The sequence below is a fragment of the Paraburkholderia sp. J7 genome (assembly GCF_905220155.1).
Classification (GTDB): Bacteria; Pseudomonadota; Gammaproteobacteria; order Burkholderiales; family Burkholderiaceae; genus Paraburkholderia.
The window spans coordinates 165,139-189,937 of sequence record NZ_CAJMYZ010000021.1 but is presented as its reverse complement, the minus strand read 5'-3'; the positions used below and the strand labels follow the sequence as shown (position 1 = coordinate 189,937).

Genomic DNA, 24,799 nt, shown 5'->3' with positions numbered 1-24,799 from the left:
GTTGGCGCGTATCTTGCCCAGGCGATCGCGGAAAAGAATCTGCACGCGGTGGGCTGGGTGATTCTCGCGATGATCGTCGTGATTCTCGCGTACGACCAGTTCCTGTTCCGCCCGCTGGTGGCGTGGGCCGACAAGTTCCGCATGGAGAACACGAGCTCGGGCGACGCGCCGGAGTCGTGGCTGCTCGACCTCATTCGCCGCACGCGCCTCATTCACCGCCTGCTCGTGCCGATGGGCTTCATGCTCGCCACGCTCGCGCGCATTCCGTTGCGCGTGCAACTGCCGAAGTCGCTGCCCGTCGTCACCACGATCAGCAAGCGCTCGCGTCTTGGCGACATCGTGTGGGCCGTGATCGTGATCGCGCTGACCGTGTTCGTGGTGTGGCACGTGGTGGCGTATGTGCGCACGGGCGTGACGCTCGATGAAGTCTGGCACGTGTTCGTGCTCGGGCTCATCACGCTCTTGCGTGTGATGCTGCTGATCGCCATCGCCTCGGTGATCTGGGTGCCGCTCGGTGTGCTGATCGGCCTGCGCCCCGCGCTCGCCGAGAAGGTCCAGCCGCTCGCGCAGTTCCTCGCGGCGTTCCCGGCCAATCTGCTGTTCCCGGTGTTCGTGATCGTGATCGTGCGCTTTCACCTGAACCCGGACATCTGGCTCTCGCCGCTCATCGTGCTCGGCACGCAGTGGTACATCCTCTTCAACGTGATCGCAGGCGCGAGCGCCTATCCGAACGATTACAAGGAAGCGGCCACGAACTTCCGCATTCGCGGCTGGCAATGGTGGAAGAAAGCCATGCTGCCGGGCATTTTCCCGTACTACATCACGGGCGCGATTACGGCTTCCGGTGGCGCATGGAACGCGAGCATCGTCTCCGAGTTCGTGCAGTGGGGCGACACGAAGGTCGTGGCGCACGGCCTTGGCTCCTACATCGCGCAAACGACCGCCGCTGGCGACTTCCCGAAGATCATTCTGGGCATCGCGATGATGTCCCTGTTCGTTACGCTGTTCAACCGCGTGCTCTGGCGTCCGCTGTACACGTACGCCGAGTCCCGGCTGCGCCTCGATTGAGATGGAGTGACATCATGCTGAATCCGAAAATCGTCTCATCCGACCTGCTGCCGATGCGGCCCGCCCCCGGCCAGGAAGTGCTCGCCGTCAAGCATGTTTCGCGCGGTTTCGCGAAGAAAGAGGACGAGCGCCTCGTGCTCGACGACGTGAACCTCACGCTGCGCGAGGGCGAGATCGTTGGCTTGCTGGGCCGTTCCGGCTCGGGCAAGTCCACGTTGCTGCGCATCATCTCCGGGCTCATCGAGCCGACCGAAGGCGAGGTGAACTGGCTCGGCAAGCGGCTCGAAGGGCCGGCCGAAGGCGTGTCGATGGTGTTCCAGACCTTCGCGCTGTTCCCGTGGCTCACCGTGCTGCAGAACGTGGAAGCGGGTCTGGAGGCGCAAGGCGTGGGCGCGCGCGAGCGCCGAGAGCGCGCGCTGGCGGCGATCGACCTGATCGGTCTGGACGGCTTCGAAAACGCCTATCCGCGCGAGCTTTCGGGCGGCATGCGTCAGCGCGTGGGTTTTGCGCGCGCGCTCGTGGTCGACCCGACGCTGCTGCTCATGGACGAGCCGTTCTCCGCGCTCGACGTGCTGACGGCCGAAACGCTGCGTACCGACCTGCTCGACCTGTGGACGCAAGGTCGCCTGCCGATCAAGTCGGTGCTGATCGTCACGCACAACATCGAGGAAGCGGTGTTCATGTGCGACCGCATTCTCGTGCTCTCGTCGAACCCGGGGCGCGTGTCGGCTGAAATCAAGGTGCCGTTCAAGCATCCGCGTAACCGGCTCGACCCCGCCTTCCGCAAACTCGTTGACGACATCTACGCGAAGATGACCGCGCGCGAAGCCGCCGAGGCCACGCATCGCCGTCTCGAAGTGGGCAGCCGCTTGCCGGACGTGTCGACCAACATCATGGCCGGTCTGATCGAGACGCTGGCGGCCGCGCCGTATCACGGCCGCGCCGACATGCCGGAAATCGCGCGCTCGCTGCATCTGGAAGTGGATGACCTGTTCCCGATCGTGGAAATGCTGCAGCAGCTCGGCTTTGCCGACGTGCGCGAAGGCGATGTGCTGCTCACGCCGCCCGCGCGCGTGTTTGCGGAGATGGGCACGCAGGCGCGCAAGCTCATGTTCGCCGATCACCTGCTGCGCAACGTGCCGCTTGCGGCGCGCATCAAGAAGGTGCTCGACGAGCGGCCTGGCCATCGCGCGCCGCGCGTGCGCTTCGAACAGGAGCTGGAGGACGTGCTTTCCGATGTCGCCGCGGAAGAAACGCTCGATACCGTGGTCGAATGGGCCCGTTATGGCGAGGTGTTTTCGTATAACGACCAGACTGAGATCTTCAGTCTCGAGGACGTCGAGGCATAAGGCCTGGTCCTCGCAAAAGCAAAAACGGGCGGTTTAACCGCCCGTTTTTTTCGCCTGCAGAATCGGCTGGCCTTATTGCTGCCCGATGCCGAGCAGTTCGATCTCGAACGTGAGGTCGCTGTTCGGCGGAATCGGGCCGACGGCGCGATCGCCGTAAGCGGTCGCCGCCGGGCAGGTCAGCTTCGCCTTGCCGCCGACCTTCATCTTCTGCACGCCTTGCGTCCAGCAAGGAATCACGCGATTGAGCGGGAAGCTCGCCGGGCCGCCATGCTTGTCGGAGCTGTCGAATTCGGTGCCGTTCGCGAGCGTGCCGCGATAGTTCACGCGCACGACGTCGGTGGCGGCGGGTTGCGGACCGGTGCCTTGCTTGAGGTGTTCGACGACGACGCCCGACGGCAATTTGTCGATTGTGTTGGCGGCGAACGCGGTCGTTGCAACGGTGGCAGCGGCGACCAGGGCAATCAGTGATTTCATGAGAAGTCCTCGTTGAATGGCGCGTTGATTATATCGGGAGCCTCGTGTGGGCTCCGGTTCGTGGCCGGGAACTGAAAAGGTGAGCTTCTTCGGGACTCACCGCGCCGCGCGTGCGGCGCACCCTGTCACCGCGCGCAGACCCTTGATTAGACGGAGAACTTTACGCCGTCAGCGTTGCGTCGCGGCGCGGCTTGCATCGTATTGGTGAGCTTTTTCGGGAGCTTCGCGGTGCGAAACGAAGGGTGAGGCCGGCGCGCCAGAGCCGCGCACCGGCTGCGAGGTCAGCGCTTCAATTCGCGCATCAATTCGGCTTGCCGCTCGACGACCCGTGACCGTCACCCGAAGCACCGGTGCGGCCAGTGCGCGGCTTGCCCCCTGGTGAAGCGGCTTTCGAAGCGCCGCGCGATTGTTGTGCCCGCGAGCGATCGACGTTGGCATCATCGCTGGCGTCGTCGTCGTGCTCGTCGCCATACGTGCGCCCTTCGACATCGTCATCGTGCGACATGCCCACGAGGAAGCTGCGCTGCGGATTCGCCAGCTCGATGCCGCGCTCCGTGAAGCGCAGCAACACGCGCTTGTTGAACTCGCGCTGCACGCCCCAGCGCGCCGAGTCCTTGCACTGAATCTGCCCGGCGAGCGTCACGGCCGCGCCATCCACCTGATCGACGCCCCAGTACGCGAAGTCGCTGAGAATGCCGTTCTTGAACGCGTCTTCCTGGCGGATCTCGGCGCCGATTTCCTTCAGCGTGTCGATCGCGCGCTGCAGATCCGCGCCATGCGCGATCTGCACCTTCACCGCCGCGTTGCCGATGCCGCGATTCGTGTTGTTCACGGTCGTGACCGAGCTGAACGGTACGGTGTAGAGCGAGCCGTCGCCGCCGCGCAGGCGCACGGTGCGGATCGAGAGAAACTCGACGGTGCCCGAAACGCCTGCCACCGTCACCCAGTCGCCCACCTGCATGGCGTTTTCCGTCAACAGGAAGATGCCGGTGATGAAGTCCTGCACGAGCTTTTGCGAGCCAAAGCCGAGCGCCACGCCGAAGATGCTCGCGCCCGCGATGAGCGGCGCGGTATTCACGCCGAGCTGCGAGAGCGCGGTAAGCCCGACGATGATGAGGATCGAGACGAACAGCGTGGTGCGGAACATCGGCAGGAGCGTGCGCAGGCGCGCGGCGCGCACGAAGTCGCCGGCGTCGGTCCACGCGTTCAGGCGACGCTCGGCCGCGCCGTTCGCGACCTCCCAGATCGCGACGGCGGCCACGATGGCGACGGCGATCGTGAGCAGTGCGGAGCCGAGCAGATGCCCGATGGGCGCGAGCGCGAGAATGCGTGCGGGGCGCACGCCCCAGGCGTCCAGCACCAGGTCGATCGTCACGAGCCAGATCGCGGCAATGACGATGCGCCGCAGCGCCGGGTAATAGCGGTAGGCGCGACGCTGCCCGAAGCTCATGTTGCCGATGTCTTCGCGCACGCCGAAGAGCCGGCTCAAAGCGCCCAGCACGACGATCGCACACATGCGTCCGGCGAGCATGATGATGAGCGAGAGTCCGCCCGAGCGCACCAGCGCGGCATAGCCGCCGCGCAAATCGAGCGCCCAGACGAACCACAGCGCGACGACGAAGAAGAGCGCCACGCCGACCCAGATGTCGGCGAACCACTGCAGGAACCACGCATACGAACCGTGTTGCGCGGCGGCGTTGCGAATGGCGTCGGCCACGGGGCGGCGCAGTTGCAGGATCATCACGGCGAGCGCGAGGTGGCCGATCAGCGTGACAAGCTTCACGAGCGCGACATGCGCGTCCTCGGTCATGCCGAGCGACACCGCGCCGCCAATTGCGCCGCCCACCCCGCCGATCACGACGAGGCGCACGAGCCAGCGCTGCGCGTAGGCGGCCCAGTCGTCGGGGAGCGGCACGAGGCGCAGCGCGGCCGCGTCGGGCGAGAACAGCAGCTTGCCGAATATGGCGACGATGCGGCAGATCACATAGGTATCGACGATATGGCCGACCGCTTCGGCAGGCGCGGCGTCATTGGGACCGAAGAACGAGAGCACGGCCGCGGCGCACAGGCCGAACGCGACCACGGGCACGACTTCGAGCAGCATCACGAGCAACGCGCCCGGCAAACGCTGCAAGAGGCGCCAGTGATGCGCGCCACGCAGCGCGTGGTACGCCTCTTTCGCGCGATCGGCGGCGGTTTTCGGCGAGGCGTTGGCGTTGTCCCCGGCTTGCGCCGCGACCACCGTGGCGCGCGCTGTTGCGTTGGCGCTCGCGTTCGCGTTGGGGCCGGCGTTTGGATCGCTATCCTGATCGTTCTTGCCATCGGCCGGTTGCATGCCGGCGGCTTCGCGCAGCGCTTCGTCCTGCGCCTCGGCTTGCGCATCGGCGGCTTTCGCTTGTGCGGCAAGCGCGACACGCGTGCCCGTCGCTTCGGGCGTTGGCTGCTGCGGCGTTGGCGTGCCGTCTTGCGCGAGGGCGGCCTCCTCGCGCTGTTTGGCTGCCTGATGCGCGGCAATGGCGCGCTCCGGCGTGGCGATGACGCGGCGCAGCACCGTGGCGAGCGCGAGCGCGGGCACGAGCGTAAGCAGCAGCACGCGCAGCAGGGCGAGCAGCAGTGCATGGCCTTGCGGCGTGTTCAGATGGTCCTGCCACCAGTTGCGCGTGGACCAGAGTCCCAGCAGTGTCGAGAACGTATGGTTCAGATGCTGGCCGGCAATGCGCGCGCCGTGCGCGGCGTTGTCGGCGATCTGCACGACGAGACCGTTGGTGCGCAGCGCGCCTGCGAGCGGCGCGGAAGCCGGTGTGGCCGCCGACGCACCGGAGGCCGCGGCGGGCGCACTGGCCGGCGTGCTAGCCGAGGCGGGCACGGCCAGCGCACCGGCGGCGGCGATGGCGCGCAGCGTGTCTTCCATGTGGCCGCGCTGCACGGGATCGTCGAGAACCTTGAGGGCGGCTTGCGCCTGGGCAGGCGTGAGCGCAACGGGTGCGGCGGGGGTGCTTGTGTTGGCGTCGGGCGTGGGCGCGGCAGGCTGGGCGGGATGCGCCGGGCTCGCGCCGGGCTTGAGCGCTTCAGCAAGGCTGGCCGGTGTCGCTGCTGATGCGGCAGACGCGCCGAGCGCGAGCATCAGACCGGATAAAACAGCGAGTACAGCGAAGAGGGCACGCGGGCGCGAAATGCGCGCGGACCGAAAGGCAAAAGAAAGGGACATCCTTGTCATTGGCATACAGGGCGCGACTGCGGCGACCCATCAGTGGCGGCAGATTGAAAAGACAGCGGGGACGAAACGCGCGGCAGGAAGCGCTTTGGCGTGGCGCACAGCTTGCCGTCGCCCGATTCGCCGGAACGTTCGACGCGCTGCCGCAATTTTGGTGCCCACTTTATGCGTGGGTGGGCCACATGGCGTTTGCGGAACCGCAAAAAAACGGCGCGGCGCGCGCAACGAGAGTGCTGACTATTGCGGGAGTATGCCTCTTTTACCTTACGAACGCGGATGACGCGCGCACGCCGGGCGCCGATATCAGGGACGCTTCATCGGCAGATGGATGCCGCCGCCTCCGCGGGTTTTGATCAGTGGCGCGTGCGCCCGGGCGAATGCTAACGTTGCATGGTCCACCATCCAGGCCCGCCAGAGGCCGACGAGGAGAGCCATGAACAGCGTCAGCATGACCGGAGTGCGCAAGGGCAAACTGAGCCGCACGCAGTTGATCGTCGCCGCGACGATCGGCAATGCGCTCGAATTCTTCGATTTCACCGTCTACAGCTTCTTCGCGCTGACCATCGGCAAGCTGTTCTTTCCCACCATGTCGAGCTACGGGCAGTTGCTGGCCTCGGTGGCGACCTTCGGTGTGGGCTTCGTCATGCGGCCGCTGGGCGGCATCGTGATTGGCGCCTACGCCGACCGCGCCGGCCGCAAGCCTGCCATGACGCTCACGATTTTCATGATGGCGCTGGGGTGCATGTTGATCGGCCTGGCTCCCACCTACGCGCAGATCGGCGTGGCCGCGCCGGTGTTGATCGTGTTCGCGCGGTTGCTGCAGGGCTTTTCCGCGGGCGGCGAAGTGGGCGCCTCCACCACGCTGCTGATCGAGGCGGGTACGCCAGTCAATCGCGGGCTGCTCGGCAGTTTCCAGTTTGCGAGCCAGGGGATCGGCGTTTCGCTCGGTGCGCTGATGGCAGGACTCCTGACGACCTTCCTCACGCCCGACATGCTGCTCGCCTGGGGCTGGCGCGTGCCCTTTCTCATGGGTGTGGCGATCGCGCCGATCGGCATGTGGATTCGCCGGCGCCTCGACGAGCAGTTGCCGGAGCAGGCGAGCGTGGTGCGCATGCCAGTGCTCACCGTGGTGCGCGACCACTGGCGGCGCGCGGCGCTCGGCATCCTGCTGACGATCGGCTCCACGGTCACGGCCTATGTCGTCACGTTCTATATGCCGACCTATGCGATTCACGAATTGAAGGTGCCCGCGCCCACGGCGTTGCTGGCGGGGCTGGTCTCGGGCGTCGTGACTTTCGTGGTGGGACCGCTCTCGGGGATGCTGTGCGATCGTTTCAGCCGCCGTACGCTGATCTTCTGGCCGCGCGTGGGCGTGTTGCTGCTGATCTATCCGGCGTTTCTCTGGCTGACGAGTGAGCCGGACGCCACGCGTCTCCTGATTACCGTGGGCGGCCTGAGCGTGCTGCTCGCGCTGCAGGCCGCACCTTCCATCACGATGCTGCCTGAGATGTTCCCGCGCGCCGTGCGCGCGACGGGCATGGCGATTGTCTATGGCATCGGCGTGGCGATTTTCGGCGGTTTCGCGCAGACCGTTGCCACCTGGCTCGTCAAGACCACGGGCAATCTGCTCGCGCCCGCGTGGTACGTGATGGCGTGCGTGGCGATCTCGTGCCTTGCGCTGCCGTTCATTCGCGACCTCACGGGCAAGCCGCTCGAGGATTGATGCTAGCTTGCCCGGCGCGCCGCTTCGAGATTCGAATCGAGCTGGCGCGCAAGACCATACAGCAGGCCGAGCGACGGCGCCGCGATGCCCACGCGCTGCGCCAGTTCATACGGCGCGCCGACGAGCGCATCGACTTCGAGCGAGCGGCCCGCCTCCACGTCTTGCAGCATCGAGGTCTTGAACGCACCTAGTTTGCGCGTGATCCCGTTGCGCTCCTCGATGGTCATCGCGAGACGAATGCCGAGCGCTTCGCCAAGCGCGCGCGCTTCGGCCATGACCGCGCTCACGAGCTGCGCCGTGAGCGGGTCGTCGAGAATGACGTCGGCGGTCGATCGCGTGAGCGCGCTGATGGGGTTCATCGTCATGTTGCCCCAGAGCTTCGCCCAGATATCGGCTTGAATGGGCGCGGCTTTCGTGACCTCGAAGCCAGCGCGCGCGAGCAACTCGCGCGCCTCCCGCGCACGCGCGGCCATGGGCGCCGAGCCTTCACCGACGATCAAATGATTGCCGCCGCCTTTGCGAATCACGCCCGGCCCCGCAATCGACGACGACAGATGCACGACGCAGCCCGAAGCGTGCGCAGGCGGCAACGCCGCTGACACGACGCCGCCTGGATCGACCGCTTCGAGCCGGCCGTTCGCGTGCGTGCCGCCGAATCCGTGCAGGAACCACCAGGGCACGCCGTTCATCGCCGAGACGATATGCGTGTGCGGACCCACGAGCGGCGCGAGCGAAGCCGCCGACTGCGCGAGCGCCTGGCCCTTCAGGCAAATGAAAATGAGGTCTTGCGCGCCGAGCGAGGCGGCGTCGCTGGTGGCGTTGACGGATTGCGTGTAGCGCGTGTCGCCTTCAATGACCGTGAGACCGTCGCGGCGGATCGCTTCGAGATGCGCGCCGCGCGCGAGCAGATTCACGGCGATGCCCGCACGCGCAAGACGCGCCGCGATCAGGCCGCCAATTGCGCCGCCACCGACGACAGTGATCTTTTGATTCGGGGTGTTCAACCTTTCACTCCTGATATGAGGGGTCGATGCGCGTGACACGACGAATCAGTGCGTCGAGCACGTTCTGGCCCGCGCCATGGGCGGGCGAGAACTGCAGCGCGTCGCGCGTCGCACGTTCGGTAATGGCGGGTGCGATCGGCAGCGCCTGCCCGCGCATCGAATCGGTCACGACTTGCACTTCGCACGCGCGATTGAGCGTCCATAGCAGCGCGAACGCGTGCGCAAGCGTCACGCCATGCGAGAGCAGCCCGTGGTTGCGCAGGATGAGCAGCCGCTTGTCGCCCATTGACTTCAGAATGCGCGATTTTTCTTCGGCGTGCACGGTGATGCCTTCGAAGTCGTGATACGCGACCATGTCGTGCAACTGCGCGGAATAGAAGTTCGTATACGCGAGACCGCCTTCCATGCACGCCACCGCGAGCCCGGCCGTGGTGTGCGTATGCATGACGCAATGCGCGTCTTCCACGTTTGCATGAATGGCGCTGTGGATCACGAAGCCGGCCGGGTTGATCGGATACTCGCTCGGGCTCAGGACGTTACCTTCGAGATCGATCTTGACGAGATTCGAGGCCTTGATTTCGTCATACGTGAGCCCGAACGGGTTGATGAGGAAATGTTTGTGCGGCCCGGGCACGCGCAGCGTAATGTGGTTGAAGATCAGTTCGGTCCAGCCCATGAGATGAAACACGCGATAGACGGCGGCAAGCTGTACGCGCGTTTCCCATTCCGTGGGGTCGCACCATTCGGGGCGCGAGCGCTGGATGTTTTCATTCATGAACGTCTCCTCATGGCTGGCTCTGATCACGCCGATCCTACGCGCAAATAAATGCGTGTGCAAGCATCAATTTTTCCGTGAAATGCCTGCAGAAAAGGGCTTTTATCGATGCTATCCTGATGTCGTGGCCGCATTTCGCGGCCGGTGAAAACCAGGCGAGAAGACGAATGACGGGGAAGTTCAACATTGCGGAGCTGTTCACCTACCGGCTCCATGTGCTCAAGAAACAGACCGACCGCACGATGAGCGACGCGTTCGAGGCAGCGCTTTCGCTCTCGCTCACGGAGGCGCGGCTGCTGCTCAGCGTGGGCGCGTTCGGATCGTTGTCGGTGTCGGATCTCGGGCGCGTGTCGAATCTCGACCGCAGCCAGGCGAGCCGCGCCACCGACGTGCTCGAACGCAAGGGCCTGCTCGTCAAGACTTCGAACGAGGCGGACGCGCGCGGCGTGCTCGTGGCGCTCACCGCACAGGGGCGCAGCACCTACCGGCGCGCGGCGACAATCTCGAAGGCGACGAACGACGCGATTCTCGCCACGCTGAGCGAGCACGAACGCGAAGTGCTGGCGGGCGTGCTGGCCAAGCTCGTGGCGAGCGGGGAAGAGGGCGAGTGAAGCAGGCGAATGAAGCGCGCTAGCCGCGCGCCGCAGGCTGGCGGAATTTCGCGGCGAGTTCACTCGCGCTGCGCGCAAGCAACGACACGTCGCTGCCCACGGCAACGAACGTCGCACCCGCTTCGAGATACTCGTTCGCAATGACCGGATCGGCCGCGAGCACGCCCGCGCCCTTGCCTTGCGCGCGCACGGTGCGGATACCCTTGCAGATTGCTGCGCGCACCTGTGGCGAGCCCGGCTGGCCGAGCAGGCCCATCGAAGCGCTCAAGTCCGCGGGGCCGAAGAACACGCCGTCCACGCCTTCCACGTGCGCGATTGCCTCGAGCTGCGCGAGTGCGCTTGCCGTCTCCACCTGGACCAGCACGCACAGTTCTTCTGCAGCGTGATGCAGATAATCGGCGGAACCGTTCCAGCGCGAAGCGCGCGCAAGCGCGCTGCCTACGCCGCGCACGCCGTGCGGCGGATAGCGCGTCGCGGCCACGGCGGCGCGTGCCTCGTCTGCGTTCTCGATCATCGGTACGAGCAGCGTTTGCGTGCCGATGTCGAGCAGTTGCTTGATGATGGCGGCGTCGTTGCGCACGGGCCGCACGATCGGGTGCGTGGGGTAGGGCGCGACGGCCTGGAGTTGCGCGAGCGTGCTGCGCAGATCGTTGGGCGCGTGCTCACCGTCGATCAGGAGCCAGTCGAAACCCGTGTTCGCGAGCAGCTCGGTCACGTACGAGTCGGCCAGCGCAGCCCACAGGCCGATTTGCGGGCTGCCCTGCGCGAGCGCCCGCTTGAAAGGGTTGGTGGGTGCGGACATTGCTATGGAATCCTGATCAGGCGAAATTGAAGCCGATGCCGCCGAGCGGGCCGTAATCGGCATGGAACGTATCGCCCGCGCGGGCGGGAATCGGGGCCGTGAATGAGCCGCTCAGAATCACGTCGCCGGCTTCGAGACGCTCATCGTGACGCGCGAGCTTGTTGGCAAGCCAGGCGACGCCCGTGGCCGGATGGTTGAGCACCGCCGCCGCGAGTCCGCTTTCCTCCACGGCGCCGTTCTTGTAAAGCAGCGCGCCGACCCAGCGCAGGTCCACGTCGAGCGGCCTGACCGGGCGGCCGCCCAGCACGACGCCAGCGTTGGCCGCAAAGTCGGAAATCGTGTCGAAGACCTTGCGCGGCGCCTTGGTGTCACGGTCGAACTGCTCGATGCGCGCGTCGATGATCTCGATGGCCGGTGTGACATAGGCCGTCGCGTCGAGCACGTCGAAGAGCGTGACGTCGGGTCCTTGCAGCGGCCGGCTCAATACGAACGCCAGTTCCACCTCCACACGCGGCGCGATGAAACGGTCCGCGCGAATATCGCTGCCTGCGGCGATGAACATGCTGTCGAGCAGCGGTGCGTAGTCGGGCTCGTCGATCTGCGATGCGCGCTGCATGGCGCGCGACGTGAGGCCGATCTTGCGGCCCTTGATCGTGTGGCCTGCCGCGAGCTTGAGTTTGACCCACTCGCGCTGGATCGCATAGCCGTCGTCGATCGTCATGTCCGGATGCGAGCGCGAAAAATGCCTCAGCTGCGTGCGCGTGCGTTCCGCTTCGTCGAGCTGCGTGGCCAGCTCGCGGATGGTTTGCTGATCTAGCATCATGAATTCCAGTGCGCGCGTGCGCTCAGGTTTTGAGCCGGGCGTGCAGGTTGTTGTGCTTCCACGCGCCTTCCTCGCTGAACTCGACGATTTCAAGCGAAAGCGCGAGGCCGTGCGAAGCGAAGGCTTGTGCGAAGTGCTGCTTGATCGCTTCGAAGAGCGCCTCGCCGGTCGCCCGCCGCACGGCTTGCGAGCGGCCCGCACCGATCTTCAGGCAGCCATGCAGGAAGGCATTCCCGGGATTGCCATCGGCAACGAAGTACTGTTCGCAACGCAGCGCGCGCGTGCGAATACCGCCACGTGGGTAGACGCGTGCGCCGGTTTCGTCGCGTTGAGCGTCGAGCACATGGGCTAGCGCTTCGCAGAGCTGACCGATGTTGCTCGCGTCGGCGAGATTGGCGCTGTATTCGAGCGTGAGATGGGGCATCGCTTGCTCCGTTGTTCAGACCGGCAAGGGCGTGACGGGCAGGATCGCGTTGATCTGCCCGGTGCCCGAGCTGCCGAAGTATGGCGTGACGACTTCCGCGCGGCCTTCGTAGCGGTCCCAGCCAAGCGCGCCGAGCAGCATGGCCGTGTCGTGCATGCCGCCTTCGCCCCAACACTTTTCGTTGTACATCGGCAGCATGTCGCAAAAGGTCTTCCAGTCGCCGCGCTCCCACATCGCCACAACGTTTCGATCGGTCGCTTCGAGGAACGGGTCCCAGACCTTGTGCATGAATTGCTCGGCCGTGCCGTTATTGGCGAAGTGGTGACTCAGCGACCCGCTCGCGAGTATCGCCACCGTGCCGTCGTAACGCTCCTCGATCGCGCGGCGCACGGCCAAGCCGAAGCGCGCGCTCGTGGCGAGGTCGTGCCACATGCACCAGCCCGCCACCGAGACGGTGCGGAAATGCTGGTCGCCGTTCATGTAGCGCATGGGCACGAGCGTGCCGTATTCGAGGTCGAGCGTCGTTTCGCTATGTGCGCGGGTCTTCACACCCATTTCGTTCGCGACATCGGCGATCAGGTGACCAAGCTGCGGATTGCCGGGGTACGCGTACGGCATGTTCTTGATGAAATGCGGCAACTCGTTGCTCGTGTAGATGCCTTCGAAGCGCGGCGCACAGTTGATGTGGTACTCGCTGTTGACGAGCCAGTGCACATCGAACACGACGATCGTGTCAACGCCAAGCTCGCGGCAGCGCCGGCCGATCTCGTGGTGACCGTCGATGGCGGCCTGGCGGCAGCCCTTGTGCGGGCCGTCCAGTTCGGAAAGGTACAGCGAAGGCACGTGCGTGACCTTCGCGGCGAGCGCGAGTTTGCCCATTACACGCCCCAGTGCGGAATGTGATGCGATCCGAGCGACACACACACGTTCTTCGGCTCGAGGAACACTTCATAGCTCCATGTGCCGCCTTCGCGGCCCACGCCCGAAGCCTTCGTGCCGCCGAACGGCTGGCGCAGGTCGCGGACGTTCTGGCTGTTCACGAAGCACATGCCGGCTTCGACGGCGGCCGCCACGCGCAATGCGCGACCCGTGTTCTCAGTCCACACGTAGCTGGAGAGGCCATAGGCGATGTCGTTGGAAAGACGGATCGCGTCGGCTTCGTCGTCGAAGGGAATCAGGCACGCGACCGGTCCGAAGATTTCCTCCTGTGCGATGCGCATGCGGTTGTCGACGTCGACGAACACGGTTGGCTGAACGAAGTTTCCGTTCTTGACAGCGTCGGGCAGCGCGGGCGCGTCGAGGCCGCCGCACGCGAGCGTGGCGCCTTCCTTCGGTCCGAGTTCGATATAGGTGCGCACCTTCGCGAGATGGCCCTGGCTGATCATCGGGCCGACGATGGTTTTCTCGTCGAGCGGATCACCCACAGTGATGCGCTTTGCGCGCTCGATGAAGCGCTGCGCGAACGTCGCGTAGATCGAGCGCTGCACGAGAATGCGCGAGCCGGCTGTGCAACGCTCGCCGTTGTTCGAGAAGATCATGAACACGGCGGCGTCGAGCGCGCGTTCGAAATCGGCGTCGTCGAAGATTACGAACGGCGACTTGCCGCCCAGCTCCATCGAAAACTTTTTGAGGCCCGCTGCCTGCACGATGCGGTTGCCCGTAGCTGTGGAGCCCGTGAACGAAACCGCGCGTACGTCGGGATGCGCGACGAGCGGCTCTCCCGCTTCCTTGCCATAGCCGTGCACGATATTGAGCACACCCGCCGGAATGCCCGCGTCGAGCGCGAGCTGGCCGAGCATCGAGGCCGTGAGCGGTGACAGCTCGCTCATCTTCAGCACGGCCGTGTTGCCGAATGCGAGGCAGGGCGCGACCTTCCACGTGGCGGTCATGAACGGCACGTTCCAGGGCGAGATGAGCGCGCATACGCCCACGGGATGAAACAGCGTGTAGTTCAGGTGCGTGGACGTGGGATACGTGTGGCCGTCCACGGCGGTGCAGACTTCGGCGAAGTAGCTGAAGTTGTCGGCTGCGCGCGGCACCAACTGCTTGCCCGTTTGCGAAATGGTCTGACCCGTGTCTTTCGTTTCGGTTTGCGCGATCTCCGGCACGTTCTTCGCAATCAGCTCGCCAAGCTTGCGAATGGCCTTCGCGCGCTCGGCGGCAGGTTTTGCGGCCCACGCCGGAAAGGCGGCTTTCGCGGCGCGCACCGCGAGGTCGACTTCCTCCGCGCCGCCGCGCGCGACATCCGCGAGCACGTCCTGGTTCGCCGGATTCACGGTTTCGAAATAGTCGCGCCCTGCGTGCGCGCGGCCGTTGATCAGATGTTCGATTCGCATGTCTAACAAGTCCAGAGTTCGATTCGTTGCCGGATCAGCGCCCGTAATCGGCATCGCTCGCGATGGTATTGACCAGACGGCCCAGGCCGTCGATCTCGCACACCACTTCGTCGCCTGCATTCACGTTGACGACGCCTTCGGGCGTGCCGGTCAGAATGACATCGCCGGGCGCGAGCGTCATGAAGCCGCTCAAATACTCGATGAGTTCCGCAATGCCGGTGACGAAATCGCGCGTGTTGCCGTTCTGCTTGAGTTCGCCATTCACGTAGGTGCGCAGGCCGAGCGCGTTGACGTCGGCGATGTCGCCCGCTTCGACGAACCAGGGCCCGAGCACGGTGCCGCCGTCGCGGTTCTTCACGCGCAGGTTCGGGCGGTAGTAATTCTCCAGATAGTCGCGGATCGCGTAGTCGTTCGCGATCGTGTAGCCGGCCACGTACTGCATGGCTTCCTCGCGTTTTACGTTCTGTGCCGTGCGGCCGATTACGACAGCAAGCTCGCACTCGTAGTGCATGAACGTGACGTCGACGGGGCGGCGCGTGATGCCGCGATGGCCGATCACGCTGCCCGGCCCCTTGAGGAACACGAGCGGCTCCTCCTGCTTCGAGAACTGCAGCTCCTTCGCGTGTTCCGCGTAATTGAGGCCGAGCGCGAAGATCGTGCCGGGCTCGAACGGCGCGAGCCACACGACTTCATGCTCCTCGCGCACGCGGCCGTCGGCGAGCCGCACGCGGCTGCCTTCGGGTGTGGCTTCGTGTATCGCGCCTGCGTAGGCAACGCGTCCGCGCATCATGGCTGTTCTCCCGGCGCCACGCCTGCCGAGACGAATTCGATTGCGAGCGGCGCCCAGTCACCCATGACGATGGTTGCGCGCGCACCGGACTGAGCCACAGGTGCACCATGTGGCACGCCGAGCGTGATGACGTCGCCAGGGGCGAGCGTCATGAAGTCGGTGACGTCGGCGAGCAACTGGGCGACGCCTCGAACGTTCGTAGCCGTAGTCGCATTGAAGGCGGCGCCGCCTTCTACGTTCACGGCAATGACAAGCTGATCGGGATCGGCCACATGACGGCGCGCGACCACGGCAGGGCCGATCACGCAGAAGTTGTCGCGCGCTCGAAACCGCACCGAAGGACGATAGACGCTCGCATGCGGCACGCTCAGGTCGGCCACGAGCGTATAACCCGCGATGTAATCGAACGCTTCATGCACGGCGACGCGTGTGGCGGTGCGTCCAATCACGATGCCGAGCGACGCGCCCACTTGCACGCCTTCGCTGCCCGGCACGGCCACGCGCGCACGATGCCCGGCGTGGGTATTGCGCGGCTTCAAATAGAGTATGGGCGCGCGCGGCGGCGCTTTATAGGGGGGCGCGTTCACGGCGTCGCCGAGCGCTTCGAGCGCGTGGCGGTCGTTGAGCAGCGTGCCGTAGACAGCGCCGCTCACAGGCGGCCGGCAGCGTGCGCCCTTGGCGAGCAACGCGCGCACGGCATCGGCGCCAACGTCGCGTGGCAGCGCCTCGCCTTCGACGTGCAGCAGGTGATCGGCAACGGAAAACATGGCTTGGATTCGCTTCACAGAAACACTAATATGTGAGTGATAGTGCGCTTGCTATGATCCGTCGTCAATCATCGATGAGATTTTTTCGGGTTTCCCCTGGGGCGCCCGGTTCCTTGTTTTGTTGAAACCGCCATGTCCGATACCTCGCGTCCGACCACTCGCGTTGCGCACCGCAACCTGCCCATGCTGCTGTTGCGCGCGCGCGAAAAGATGATGGAACGCTTTCGCCCGCTCATCACGTCGCATGGCCTCACCGAGCAGCAATGGCGCGTGATACGCGCGCTCAACGAAAGCGGACCGCTCGAACCGCGGCAGATTTCCGACCTGTGCACGATATCCAGCCCGAGCATGGCTGGCGTGCTGGCGCGCATGGAGGCGCTCGGTCTCGTGACGAAGGAGCGTTTCGCCGACGACCAGCGGCGCGTGCTCGTCTCGCTCACGAAGAAAAGCCATCAGCTCGTGAAAGCGATTTCCAAAGAACTGGAGGCGCGCTACAAGGCACTCGAGGCGGAGGTGGGACCGGAGGTGGTCGAGCGTGTGTATCGCGCGATCGACGATCTGCTCGCCGGGCTCGAGGAGTGAGTACGGCGAGCGCCTTCAGCGGGCTCGCGCGTAAAGGTGAGGTTTTTCGGGAGCGGTCCGCGCGGATCGTTCGGACCGTGTTTGGCAGCCGCGCGAGACTAGGCGAGCGAAGCGAATGCCTCGTCGAGTTCGGCGGCGTTTTGCGGACGCACCACGCGCGCGACCTCCACGCCGTCGCGCAGGAAGATGAGCGTGGGCCAGAGCTTCACGCGAAACGAGCGGCCTAGCGCGCGGCCCGGTCCATCTTCCACTTTCAGGCGGCGCACCTGTGGATTGCGCTCGAACGCCGCGCCGATCAGCGGTTGCGCGCCCTGGCAATAGCCGCACCAGTCGGTGCCGAATTCGACGACGGCGGCCCCGCCGAGCGAGTCGATTTCCTTGCGGGCGGGCGCGTTCGTTGCGTAGCTCATCGTGTGATTCCTCGCATTGGCATCTGCAGATATCGACATACGATACCGCATTGCTCCGATTCGTTCAGGCCTCGCTTCGACACCGACGCTCAGGTTCGCACCGACATTCAACTGATAGGTGAGGCTTTTCGGGAGTGAGTAGGTTTGCACCGGTTCACGCACCTTGCGGCGAATTGCGGGAGCATGAGGCTCAGGCCGTCGCGAGCAAATCTGCCTTGAAAACAGGGGAAAAATACAAAACCGGCATGCGATGCGGTGAGCGAAAGTGGATCGAGCGCCGCACTCGAAGCCGCGTGAACCCACGCATCGAAGCGCAAAGGTGAGCGTTTGCGGGAGAGGACGAAGCGCACGCCTGGCGATGGTCTGAAACGAGGCGTGGCACCCGCCAATCCATCGCGCGAAATCCACATTAGCGCTGATTTCAAGGCGTTTTCTCACCGCCACGCGTCGCGAAGCGACAAGCCGCCGCGCCCGAGGCCACTGCGCGCTGGCGGCAAAGGTGAGAAGATTCGGGAGCACACTTGGCGTTGACCCTCGCGCTGCCGGCCGTCGAATGGACGCCCGCACCCGATGGGTATATAACATTAAAAAGTGCGGGATTCTTTTGACTACTGCTCACCAAGGGAGATCGACTTCATCATGACGAGCGACGACACGCAAAAGCAGGACGCTCAAAAGCCTGGCGAGGGTTCATCGCAACCGGATCTGGAAAGTCTGAACGCCGCCCTTAGTCACGTCGACGAAGGCGTGAAATCCGGCAAGATCGCGGCGGGCGCGGCCAAGGGCCTCGTCTTCAGTCTCGTTGAAACGCTGGGTGCGCTGGTGGGCGACCCCGACTTGCCGCAACACGCGCGTTCGGGCTACGAAGGTTTGCTGGAGGCGGCGCGCGAACTGCGCGCCAAGCTGGAGCACTAGTCTTTCCCAACGCGTGCGGCTGCGCTGTTGCCAACCAGCTTTCGCCAATCCGGCAGCCGCACGCTCACACAGCCAGCAGGGCGGCCGCAAGGCCGTCCGGCGCGGCGCCGATGCGCAGTTCCGGCGTGCCGTGCCAGTCCGCGCAACGTTGCAGCGCCCGGCGCAAGTCGGCCACCAGACGGCCACTCGCGCGTACACCGGGCTCCAGATGCAGCGACTTCACCTCGAACACCTGCTGCCCCCGATGCGCCTTGGCGTCGACACGCCCGATAAGCCGTCCGCGGTTCAAGATCGGCAGTACGAAGTAACCGTACTTGCGCTTCGCAGCCGGCACGTAGCATTCCATGGCGTAGTCGAAGTCGAATAGCGCCAGCGCGCGCTTGCGGTCCCACACCACCGGGTCGAAAGGCGAGAGCAGGGACGTGACGGTGGAGGCGAGCTTGCCGCTCGCCGCGTCGTCGATGAGCGGGGCGTGCTCGCGATGCACGAACGCGTCGTGCTTCCAGCCTTCCACGCGCACCGGCAGCAACTCGCCCGCGTCGGCGAGCGCATGCAGCGCTTCGGCGTACGGGCGGCGCGGCAGGCGGAAGTAATCGGCGGCCCAGTCCGCACGGATCACGCCGAGCGCGCGGCAGGAGCGCAAGAGCAGCTCGCGCTCCGCCTCGGCGCGCGGCGGCAGATCGCGCGTGTCGTTCCAGTTTGGCAACACGCGCTCGGCCACGTCGTACACGCGCTGGAAGTTGTGCCGCTGGGCCACCATCAGCGCGCCGGTTGCGAACAGCACTTCCAGATGCCGCTTCTCCGGCTTCCAGTCCCACCAGCCGTTGCCCTTGTCGCCCTCGGCGCGTGCAAAGTCGGCGGAACGCACGGCGCCATCGGCGCGAATGCGTTCGAGCAGCGCATCGATTTCCTCGCGGTATTGGTCGTGCCACTCGGCCGCGTATTTCCAGCCCATGCCGGAAGGATCGAGCATGCGATGGCGCATTAGCCCGTAGTCTTCGATCGGCAGGAAACACGCCTCGTGCGCCCAGTACTCGAACAGGCGCCCTTGCGCGAGATGCGCGTCGAGCCAGGCCGGCTCGAACGCGCCAATGCGGCTGAACAGCACGAAATAAGGACTGCGCGCGACCACATGGATCGTGTCGATCTGCAATTGCGCCATGCGGCGGATGGCGTCGAGCACGTCGTCCTGCGTTGCCTTGCGGCGAGGCGGCGCGAGCAGCCCTTGCGCCGCGAGGTGCAGCGTGCGCGCCGCCGCGAGCGGCAGAACTAGTGGCGAACCGGCGTCGGCAACCTTCGGCGCTTCTGCAATATCAGCAACGTTCGCACCGCGCTCACGCATGGACGCCCGCAACCACCGTCACCGGCCGCAGTGCCGCGAGCCGTTGATGGATCTGCGCGACCACGGCCGCGCCTTCGCCCACCGCCGCGGCCACGCGCTTGGTCGAGCCCGCGCGCGCGTCGCCGATCGCGTAGACGCCCTCCACCGAAGTCGCGAGGCTGCACGACTCGTTGTCGCCCGTCAGCACGAAGCCGTGCGGGTCGAGCTTCACGCCGCACTCGCGCAGCCAGCCCGTGTTCGGGTCGGCGCCCGTAAAGAGGAACAGGTGGCGCGAATCGAAATGGTCGATGCCTTCCGGGCACGGCGTCTTCAAACGCACCGACGTGAGCGTGCCACCGTCATCGCCCAGGCCGCCGATCTCGCTGCGTCCGTGCACCCGCACGTTCGCGAGCGACGCAATCCGGTCGATCAGATAGCGCGACATCGTCGATTCGAATCCGGTCTTGCGGATCAGCACGTCGATCTGGCGCGCATGCGTGGAGAGGTAGACGATCGCCTGGCCCGCCGAATTGCCGCCGCCTACCAGCACGACGTTCTCGTGCTTGCAGAGTTTCGCCTCGACCGGCGAGGCCCAGTAATAGATCCCGCGCCCCGTATAGCGGTCGATGCCCTCGATCGCGGGCTTGCGGTACACCGCGCCGCTCGCGATCACCACGGTATGCGCGCGCACGTCGCCGCTGCAGGTTTCGAGCCGGCGCGGTTCCTCATCGCAGAACAGCCTGCGCACCGTGACCGGAATGGCCACGTGCGCGCCGAACTTCTGCGCCTGCACGAACGCGCGGCCCGCGAGCGCCTGGCCCGAGATGCCGGTGGGAAAGCCCAGGTAGTTTTCGATGCGCGAGCTTGCGCCCGCCTGGCCGCCCGGCGCGCGCGAATCGAGCACGATCACCGAAAGGCCCTCGGAGGCGGCGTACACCGCGGTGGCGAGACCGGCCGGCCCCGCGCCCACCACGGCGACGTCGTAGACGCGCTGGCCGTCGAGCTCGGGCAGGATGCCCAGACACGTGGCCAGTTCGGGCGCGCTGGGATGGCGCAGCACCGAGCCGTCGGGGCAGATCACGAGCGGCAGGTCCTCGCAGCGCGCGGCGAAACGCTCGACTACGCAGAGCATGCCTTCGTCGCGCTCGTCGACCACCGAATACGGATGGCCGTTGCGCGAGAGAAAGCCTTGCAGCGAAACAAGTGAGGGATCGTCGTGCTTGCCCACGAGAATCGGGCCGCCCGCGCCCTTTTCGATTAGCGAGACGCGGCGCAGGATCAGCGCGCGCACGATGCGCTCGCCGAGCTCGGCTTCGGCGACGATGGCCGCGCGCAACTGCTCGGGCGGAATCAGGATTGCATCGACGGGTTCGAGCGCGAGACCGTCCACGAGCGCCGGGCCGCCCGAAAGCTGGCCCACTTCGGCGAGGAAATGCCCGCGCCCATGTTCGACGATGAGCCGCTCGCGGCCCAGCCCGTCGCGCTGGAACACTTTGACCGAACCGGAGAGCAGCACGAACATGCCGGGACCGGTTTCGCCTGTGCGAAAAAGCAGATCGCCCGCCGCATAGTGGCGCTGCTCGCCGAAGCGGGCAAGGCGCGCGACTTCTTCGTCGGTGAGCTGCGGGAACATCTGGTGGCGCCGCGTGGAGAGCGTCGAGAACGGCGCTTCAGCGGGTTGCGGCTGCGTGTCGGAGTGGCGGCTCGCGGAAGGAAGTTCCGCGGATTCCGGAACCTCGGCTTCGGTGATCGTGCCCATCTGGCGGTTCTCCTCGTGCGGGCGGCTCGGGAGCGGGCCGCCCGGATCAGACAGCTTTAGGCGTGATGTTGACCGGGACTTCGGCGTGGGCCATCAGCTGGAGCGACTCGAGCGTGCGGCCTGCATCGCGCCACGCGTCGAGGCCGCCGAGGAGCGGCACCACATCGGTAAAGCCGGCCTCGACGAGCTTCTTCGCCATCCAGGCCGCGGAAATTTCATTGGGGCACGAGCAATAGATCACGAGCTTCTGGTCGTTCGGATATTTGCCGACGATCTCGTCGAGCTTGCGCTCGTCGGCGAATAACGCGCCCGGAATGATGTATGGATCGAGCTTGCGCTTTTCCTCTGAACGAATGTCGAACACCACGGGCGGCGGCTTGGCGCCCATTGCGCGGTAGAGGTCGTCCACCGTGATGCGTGCGCTCGCGAGCTTTTTGATGAGTTGCCGGCGGCGCTGCCAACGGTAGGTCGCGTAGAGCAACAGCAGCACAACCACCACGACAGCGGCAAAGCGCCCAAGGCGGCTTGCACCGGCGAGCATCATGTCGATCTGCGGTGCGAACATCACGCCGATAAGCAGCCCGGTGCCGGACCACAGCGCCGCGCCGATGCCGTCGAAGCCGACGAACTGGCGGTAGGGCACGCCCATCGCGCCGGCCAACGGCACGGAAACGAGCGACAGTCCCGGCACGAACTTGGCGATCGCGAGCACGCGCACGCCCCAGCGGCCGAAAAAGCGTTCGGTCTTTTTTACGCAGGTGTCGCGCGAAAGCGAGAGTTTGCAGAGCGTCTTGAGCGTGTTGCCGCCGTAGAGGCGCCCGGCCATGAACCACACGCTGTCGCCGATCAGCATGGCGATAATGGCGAGCCCGAGCACCGGCGCGACCTGCTGGCCGATCGATCCGGGATGCATGGCCGCCATCGCGCCGAACAACACGAGCGCGGGCATCGCGGGCACGGGCAGCCCTAGCGATCCGGCGAGCACATTGATAAACACCAGCGCAGGCCCGTACTGCGCGATGAGGTCATGTAGCATCGGCTTACTTCCGTTGCGCGTTTAAGCGATGAACGGGAAAGATAGGAGGGTAACGTAAAGATTATGGACGCATTTCGTAGGCGTGCAAGCGACCCCCTGTAGGAGCGCGTGCGAATGCCTGCCGTGTGCGGCGGGCATGTGAAAAAAGCGCCGGATTGAGAAGCGGTGGTCGCGCTGGGCGCGAAATGAGCGGAAAGCGTCAGAACGCGGCACACGAGACGATGCGTGCCGCGCTCGTGACGCCTTTTTCCGTGCGCTTAGCGCGTGTGTGATTCCCCGGGCAGCTCGGCACCTTGTGCGCGAATTGCCGCGATCAGCTCGGCCGGCGTGATTTCGTAACGCACTTCGCGATGGATGCCAGGCTTGCGCTCGTCGACTTCGACCAGCAAGAGGCTTTTGCCGTCGGCCGCCGATTCGAGGCGCAGTGAACGCAGTTCGCGTCCGGTCGCGTCGTCATGCTCGGTGAGCAGGGTCATGTTTCCGGAAGACCCGGTCGTGCGCATTGATATTGTCCTCGTGCGTTGGGTGGTCGAGCCATTGTACGGGGTCGGCTGCACGGCGTGTTTGTGCAAGTGAGCGCCGACACACACAGCGAGATCGCTGTGCCGCGACCCTGGCCAGCCAGTGTAACGCGACTCGCCGCCACGCCGCCCGTTTTTGCGCGCCCTGCAACGGGCCATGCGAAATGCGTTGCGCGTTGCACCGCTGTCATGGTTGCGAAGCAAAGCGATGCCACGCGAGAGGCGGGCGCAACAGAAAAAACGGCTCACCCGGGCAGGCCAGATGAGCCGTTGAAACGCCGTTGTTACTCGGATCAGCAAACCGTGGTACGGCTTGCTGACGGTTTTCATGGTGCCGCCCGGGCGCCGCACTGTCGAGATGGGACTAACGCCGATCTCTCAGACCATTGGGACCGGCAGCCGAGGTCGTTATGCTGCGATCTCCCCGGCCGTTTCGGCGAGATTGACGCTCTCGCGGCGTGCGGGCGCGCGAGCGTGCTTCGAGCGCTTTGCCGCTTCCGCGCCCGCGACGGTAAAGAGGCGCACGGCTTCGTCGAGCACGTCGGCTTGGTCGGCGAGCCGCATCGCCGTGGCGGCGGCCTGTTCGACGAGCGCGGCGTTCTGCTGCGTGGCGCTGTCCAGATGCGCCACGGCCTGATTGACCTGGCGGATGCCCTCGGCCTGCTCGCCGCTCGCGTTTGCGACCTCGGTGATGATCGACGAGACGCGGCTCACGGCTTCGTCGATCGAGCGCATCTGCGCAGTCGTGTTGCCGACGAGCCGCGTGCCCTCGGCGATTTCGTTCACGCTGGCGTCCACGACCTGCTTGATCTCCTTGGCCGACGCCGCGCAGCGCTGCGCGAGCATGCGCACCTCGCCCGCCACCACGGCGAACGAGCGGCCCGCTTCGCCCGCGCGCGCGGCTTCGACGGCGGCGTTGAGCGCGAGGATATTGGTCTGGAACGCGATACCGTCGATCACGCCGGTGATGTCGCTGATGCGGCGCGAAGCGTCGGTGATGCCCGACATCGTGCGCTCCATCTGCGCCGCGATCGAGCCGCCCTCGGCGGCGGCGGACTGCGCGTCGCGCGCGAGATCGAGCGCTCGGGCGCTGGCTTCGGCATTGGCCTGCACGGTGGTCGTGAGTTGATCCATCGTGGCCGCGGTTTCTTCGAGCGATGCGGCCTGCATTTCCGTGCGGCGCGAGAGATCGAGATTGCCGCTCGAGATTTCGTGCGCGGCGTCGAGCATGCCGTCGATCTGCGAACGCACGTCGAACACGATCGCCGTGAGATTGGCCTGCAACTGGTTGAGCGCCTGGAGCACGTCGCCGAGATCGTCGTTCGTGGCGACCGCGAGCGTGGCCGTGAGGTCGCCCGCGGCCATGCGCGTGGAGGCCGTGGTCATTTGCGCGAGCGGCGCGCCGAGATGGCGCGTGGTGAGGCGCCAGGCGCCGAGCGCGCACACGCAGGCGGCGCCGAACGCGCCCCAGAAGGGCAGCGGCGGCAGACCTTGCCAGGCGGCGACGCCGGCAGCGGCGAACACGGTGGGCACGGCGCCATAGCCGAACGCGATGCGCGTGGCGATAGGCACGCGCAGCAGCGACTGCAGCGCGCCCACGAGGCCCGTGCGCACCACGGAGCCGTGGCGCAGCCGCACGCCTTGCAGACGGCCCTCGCGCATTTGCGCGTAGAAGGCTTCGGCGGTGCGGACTTCCTCGCGCGTGGGTTTCACGCGCACGCTCAGATAGCCGACCACCGTGCCTTGCTCGGAGACGGGCGTGACGTTCGCGCGCACCCAGTAGTGGTCGCCGGACTTGCGGCGGTTCTTGACGATCGCGGTCCAGGGGCGACCTTCACGGACGGTTTCCCACAGATCGGCGAATGCTTCGGCCGGCATGTCCGGATGCCGGATGATGTTATGCGCCTTGCCGATCAGTTCTTCTTTCGTAAAGCCAGACACCGCGACGAACGCAGGATTGCAGTACTGAATGCGGCCCTTGAGGTCGGTGGCCGAGACGAGCATCTGCGAAGCGGGATAGTCGAATTCCTGTTGCGTGACGGGTTGATTGTTGCGCATGAGATTCCTTCGATGGGGTCCGCTTGAGACCCAACAA

General features: G+C 65.7%; 24 protein-coding genes. 6 read left to right on the top strand and 18 right to left on the bottom strand.

The window, feature by feature from the left end; translation table 11 throughout:
• Both U5A58_RS30115 and U5A58_RS30110 read left to right on the top strand, forming a co-directional pair.
• A partial coding sequence (locus tag U5A58_RS30115; protein ID WP_321964170.1) for an ABC transporter permease subunit occupies positions 1–1,068 on the top strand: 1,068 nt, incomplete at its 5' end.
• 14 nt (positions 1,069–1,082) lie between these two features.
• The gene (locus tag U5A58_RS30110) at positions 1,083–2,417 is read left to right on the top strand and encodes a nitrate/sulfonate/bicarbonate ABC transporter ATP-binding protein (RefSeq protein ID WP_321964169.1); all 1,335 of its coding nucleotides are present in this window, start codon (positions 1,083–1,085) and stop codon (positions 2,415–2,417) included.
• 72 nt (positions 2,418–2,489) lie between these two features.
• On the opposite strand, the gene U5A58_RS30105 is transcribed toward U5A58_RS30110, so the two are convergent.
• From U5A58_RS30105 to U5A58_RS30095, 3 genes are all read right to left on the bottom strand, one after another.
• A complete protein-coding gene (locus tag U5A58_RS30105) occupies positions 2,490–2,891 on the bottom strand; it encodes an FKBP-type peptidyl-prolyl cis-trans isomerase (protein ID WP_321914466.1) in 402 nt (133 codons plus the stop codon).
• 301 nt (positions 2,892–3,192) lie between these two features.
• Entirely contained in the window at positions 3,193–6,099 is a 2,907-nt protein-coding gene (locus tag U5A58_RS30100; RefSeq protein ID WP_321964167.1) for a mechanosensitive ion channel family protein, read from the bottom strand.
• Between the two features lie 309 nt (positions 6,100–6,408).
• Positions 6,409–6,555, bottom strand: coding sequence for a hypothetical protein (locus U5A58_RS30095; protein ID WP_321964165.1), 147 nt, complete (start codon positions 6,553–6,555; stop codon positions 6,409–6,411).
• On the opposite strand from U5A58_RS30095, the gene U5A58_RS30090 reads away from it, so the two are divergent.
• Positions 6,539–7,828, top strand: coding sequence for an MFS transporter (locus U5A58_RS30090; RefSeq protein ID WP_321964163.1), 1,290 nt, complete (start codon positions 6,539–6,541; stop codon positions 7,826–7,828). The two genes, U5A58_RS30095 and U5A58_RS30090, sit on opposite strands and share 17 nt — an antisense overlap.
• A 2-nt stretch (positions 7,829–7,830) precedes the next feature.
• Here U5A58_RS30090 and U5A58_RS30085 read toward each other — a convergent pair whose 3' ends face one another.
• Both U5A58_RS30085 and U5A58_RS30080 read right to left on the bottom strand, forming a co-directional pair.
• The gene (locus tag U5A58_RS30085) at positions 7,831–8,832 is read right to left on the bottom strand and encodes a 2-dehydropantoate 2-reductase (protein WP_321964162.1); all 1,002 of its coding nucleotides are present in this window, start codon (positions 8,830–8,832) and stop codon (positions 7,831–7,833) included.
• Between the two features lie 4 nt (positions 8,833–8,836).
• A complete protein-coding gene (locus U5A58_RS30080; protein ID WP_321964160.1) occupies positions 8,837–9,607 on the bottom strand; it encodes a class II aldolase/adducin family protein in 771 nt (256 codons plus the stop codon).
• A 167-nt stretch (positions 9,608–9,774) separates the two neighbouring features.
• Between U5A58_RS30080 and U5A58_RS30075 the strand changes: the two genes are divergently transcribed.
• Positions 9,775–10,218: a MarR family winged helix-turn-helix transcriptional regulator gene (locus U5A58_RS30075; protein WP_321964158.1), complete on the top strand. Its 444-nt coding sequence runs from the start codon at positions 9,775–9,777 to the stop codon at positions 10,216–10,218.
• Positions 10,219–10,237: 19 nt separating this feature from the next.
• Here U5A58_RS30075 and hpaI read toward each other — a convergent pair whose 3' ends face one another.
• The 7 genes from hpaI to U5A58_RS30040 are packed head-to-tail and all read right to left on the bottom strand — an operon-like array spanning position 10,238 to position 16,160.
• Complete coding sequence (gene hpaI, locus U5A58_RS30070) at positions 10,238–11,020, bottom strand: 4-hydroxy-2-oxoheptanedioate aldolase (protein WP_321964156.1); 783 nt, start codon at positions 11,018–11,020, stop codon at positions 10,238–10,240.
• A gap of 16 nt (positions 11,021–11,036) precedes the next feature.
• Positions 11,037–11,840: a 2-oxo-hept-4-ene-1,7-dioate hydratase gene (gene hpaH, locus U5A58_RS30065; protein WP_321964154.1), complete on the bottom strand. Its 804-nt coding sequence runs from the start codon at positions 11,838–11,840 to the stop codon at positions 11,037–11,039.
• Positions 11,841–11,865: 25 nt separating this feature from the next.
• A complete protein-coding gene (locus U5A58_RS30060) occupies positions 11,866–12,267 on the bottom strand; it encodes a 5-carboxymethyl-2-hydroxymuconate Delta-isomerase (RefSeq protein WP_321964153.1) in 402 nt (133 codons plus the stop codon).
• 15 nt (positions 12,268–12,282) lie between these two features.
• Positions 12,283–13,146: a 3,4-dihydroxyphenylacetate 2,3-dioxygenase gene (gene hpaD / locus U5A58_RS30055; RefSeq protein ID WP_321964151.1), complete on the bottom strand. Its 864-nt coding sequence runs from the start codon at positions 13,144–13,146 to the stop codon at positions 12,283–12,285.
• The gene (gene hpaE, locus U5A58_RS30050; protein ID WP_321964150.1) at positions 13,146–14,603 is read right to left on the bottom strand and encodes a 5-carboxymethyl-2-hydroxymuconate semialdehyde dehydrogenase; all 1,458 of its coding nucleotides are present in this window, start codon (positions 14,601–14,603) and stop codon (positions 13,146–13,148) included. Before hpaE ends, hpaD begins: the two co-directional genes overlap by 1 nt.
• Positions 14,604–14,637: 34 nt before the next feature.
• A complete protein-coding gene (locus tag U5A58_RS30045; RefSeq protein ID WP_321964148.1) occupies positions 14,638–15,393 on the bottom strand; it encodes a fumarylacetoacetate hydrolase family protein in 756 nt (251 codons plus the stop codon).
• The gene (locus U5A58_RS30040; RefSeq protein WP_321964146.1) at positions 15,390–16,160 is read right to left on the bottom strand and encodes a fumarylacetoacetate hydrolase family protein; all 771 of its coding nucleotides are present in this window, start codon (positions 16,158–16,160) and stop codon (positions 15,390–15,392) included. The genes U5A58_RS30045 and U5A58_RS30040 overlap by 4 nt, the downstream gene beginning before the upstream one ends.
• A gap of 183 nt (positions 16,161–16,343) precedes the next feature.
• On the opposite strand from U5A58_RS30040, the gene hpaR reads away from it, so the two are divergent.
• Positions 16,344–16,742: a homoprotocatechuate degradation operon regulator HpaR gene (hpaR, locus tag U5A58_RS30035; protein ID WP_133183917.1), complete on the top strand. Its 399-nt coding sequence runs from the start codon at positions 16,344–16,346 to the stop codon at positions 16,740–16,742.
• A 98-nt stretch (positions 16,743–16,840) separates the two neighbouring features.
• Here the strand turns inward: hpaR and U5A58_RS30030 are convergent, their stop codons facing one another.
• The gene (locus U5A58_RS30030; protein ID WP_321914454.1) at positions 16,841–17,152 is read right to left on the bottom strand and encodes a thioredoxin family protein; all 312 of its coding nucleotides are present in this window, start codon (positions 17,150–17,152) and stop codon (positions 16,841–16,843) included.
• 639 nt (positions 17,153–17,791) lie between these two features.
• On the opposite strand from U5A58_RS30030, the gene U5A58_RS30025 reads away from it, so the two are divergent.
• Positions 17,792–18,067 carry a hypothetical protein gene (locus U5A58_RS30025; protein ID WP_321914453.1) on the top strand — a complete coding sequence of 92 codons (276 nt, stop codon included), beginning with the start codon at positions 17,792–17,794 and terminating at the stop codon, positions 18,065–18,067.
• A gap of 64 nt (positions 18,068–18,131) precedes the next feature.
• Here the strand turns inward: U5A58_RS30025 and U5A58_RS30020 are convergent, their stop codons facing one another.
• The 5 genes from U5A58_RS30020 to U5A58_RS30000 form a co-directional block, all read right to left on the bottom strand.
• Positions 18,132–19,409: a winged helix-turn-helix domain-containing protein gene (locus U5A58_RS30020; RefSeq protein WP_321964145.1), complete on the bottom strand. Its 1,278-nt coding sequence runs from the start codon at positions 19,407–19,409 to the stop codon at positions 18,132–18,134.
• Positions 19,402–21,147, bottom strand: a complete 1,746-nt coding sequence (locus tag U5A58_RS30015) for an FAD-dependent oxidoreductase (RefSeq protein WP_321914451.1) — start codon at positions 21,145–21,147, stop codon at positions 19,402–19,404. The genes U5A58_RS30020 and U5A58_RS30015 overlap by 8 nt, the downstream gene beginning before the upstream one ends.
• A 46-nt stretch (positions 21,148–21,193) precedes the next feature.
• Entirely contained in the window at positions 21,194–22,183 is a 990-nt protein-coding gene (locus U5A58_RS30010; RefSeq protein WP_321964143.1) for a DedA family protein/thiosulfate sulfurtransferase GlpE, read from the bottom strand.
• Positions 22,184–22,440: 257 nt separating this feature from the next.
• A complete protein-coding gene (locus tag U5A58_RS30005) occupies positions 22,441–22,686 on the bottom strand; it encodes a hypothetical protein (RefSeq protein ID WP_028207914.1) in 246 nt (81 codons plus the stop codon).
• 426 nt (positions 22,687–23,112) lie between these two features.
• On the bottom strand, positions 23,113–24,762 hold the full coding sequence (locus U5A58_RS30000; protein ID WP_321964142.1) for a methyl-accepting chemotaxis protein: 1,650 nt from the start codon (positions 24,760–24,762) through the stop codon (positions 23,113–23,115).
• Positions 24,763–24,799 lie beyond the last annotated feature (37 nt).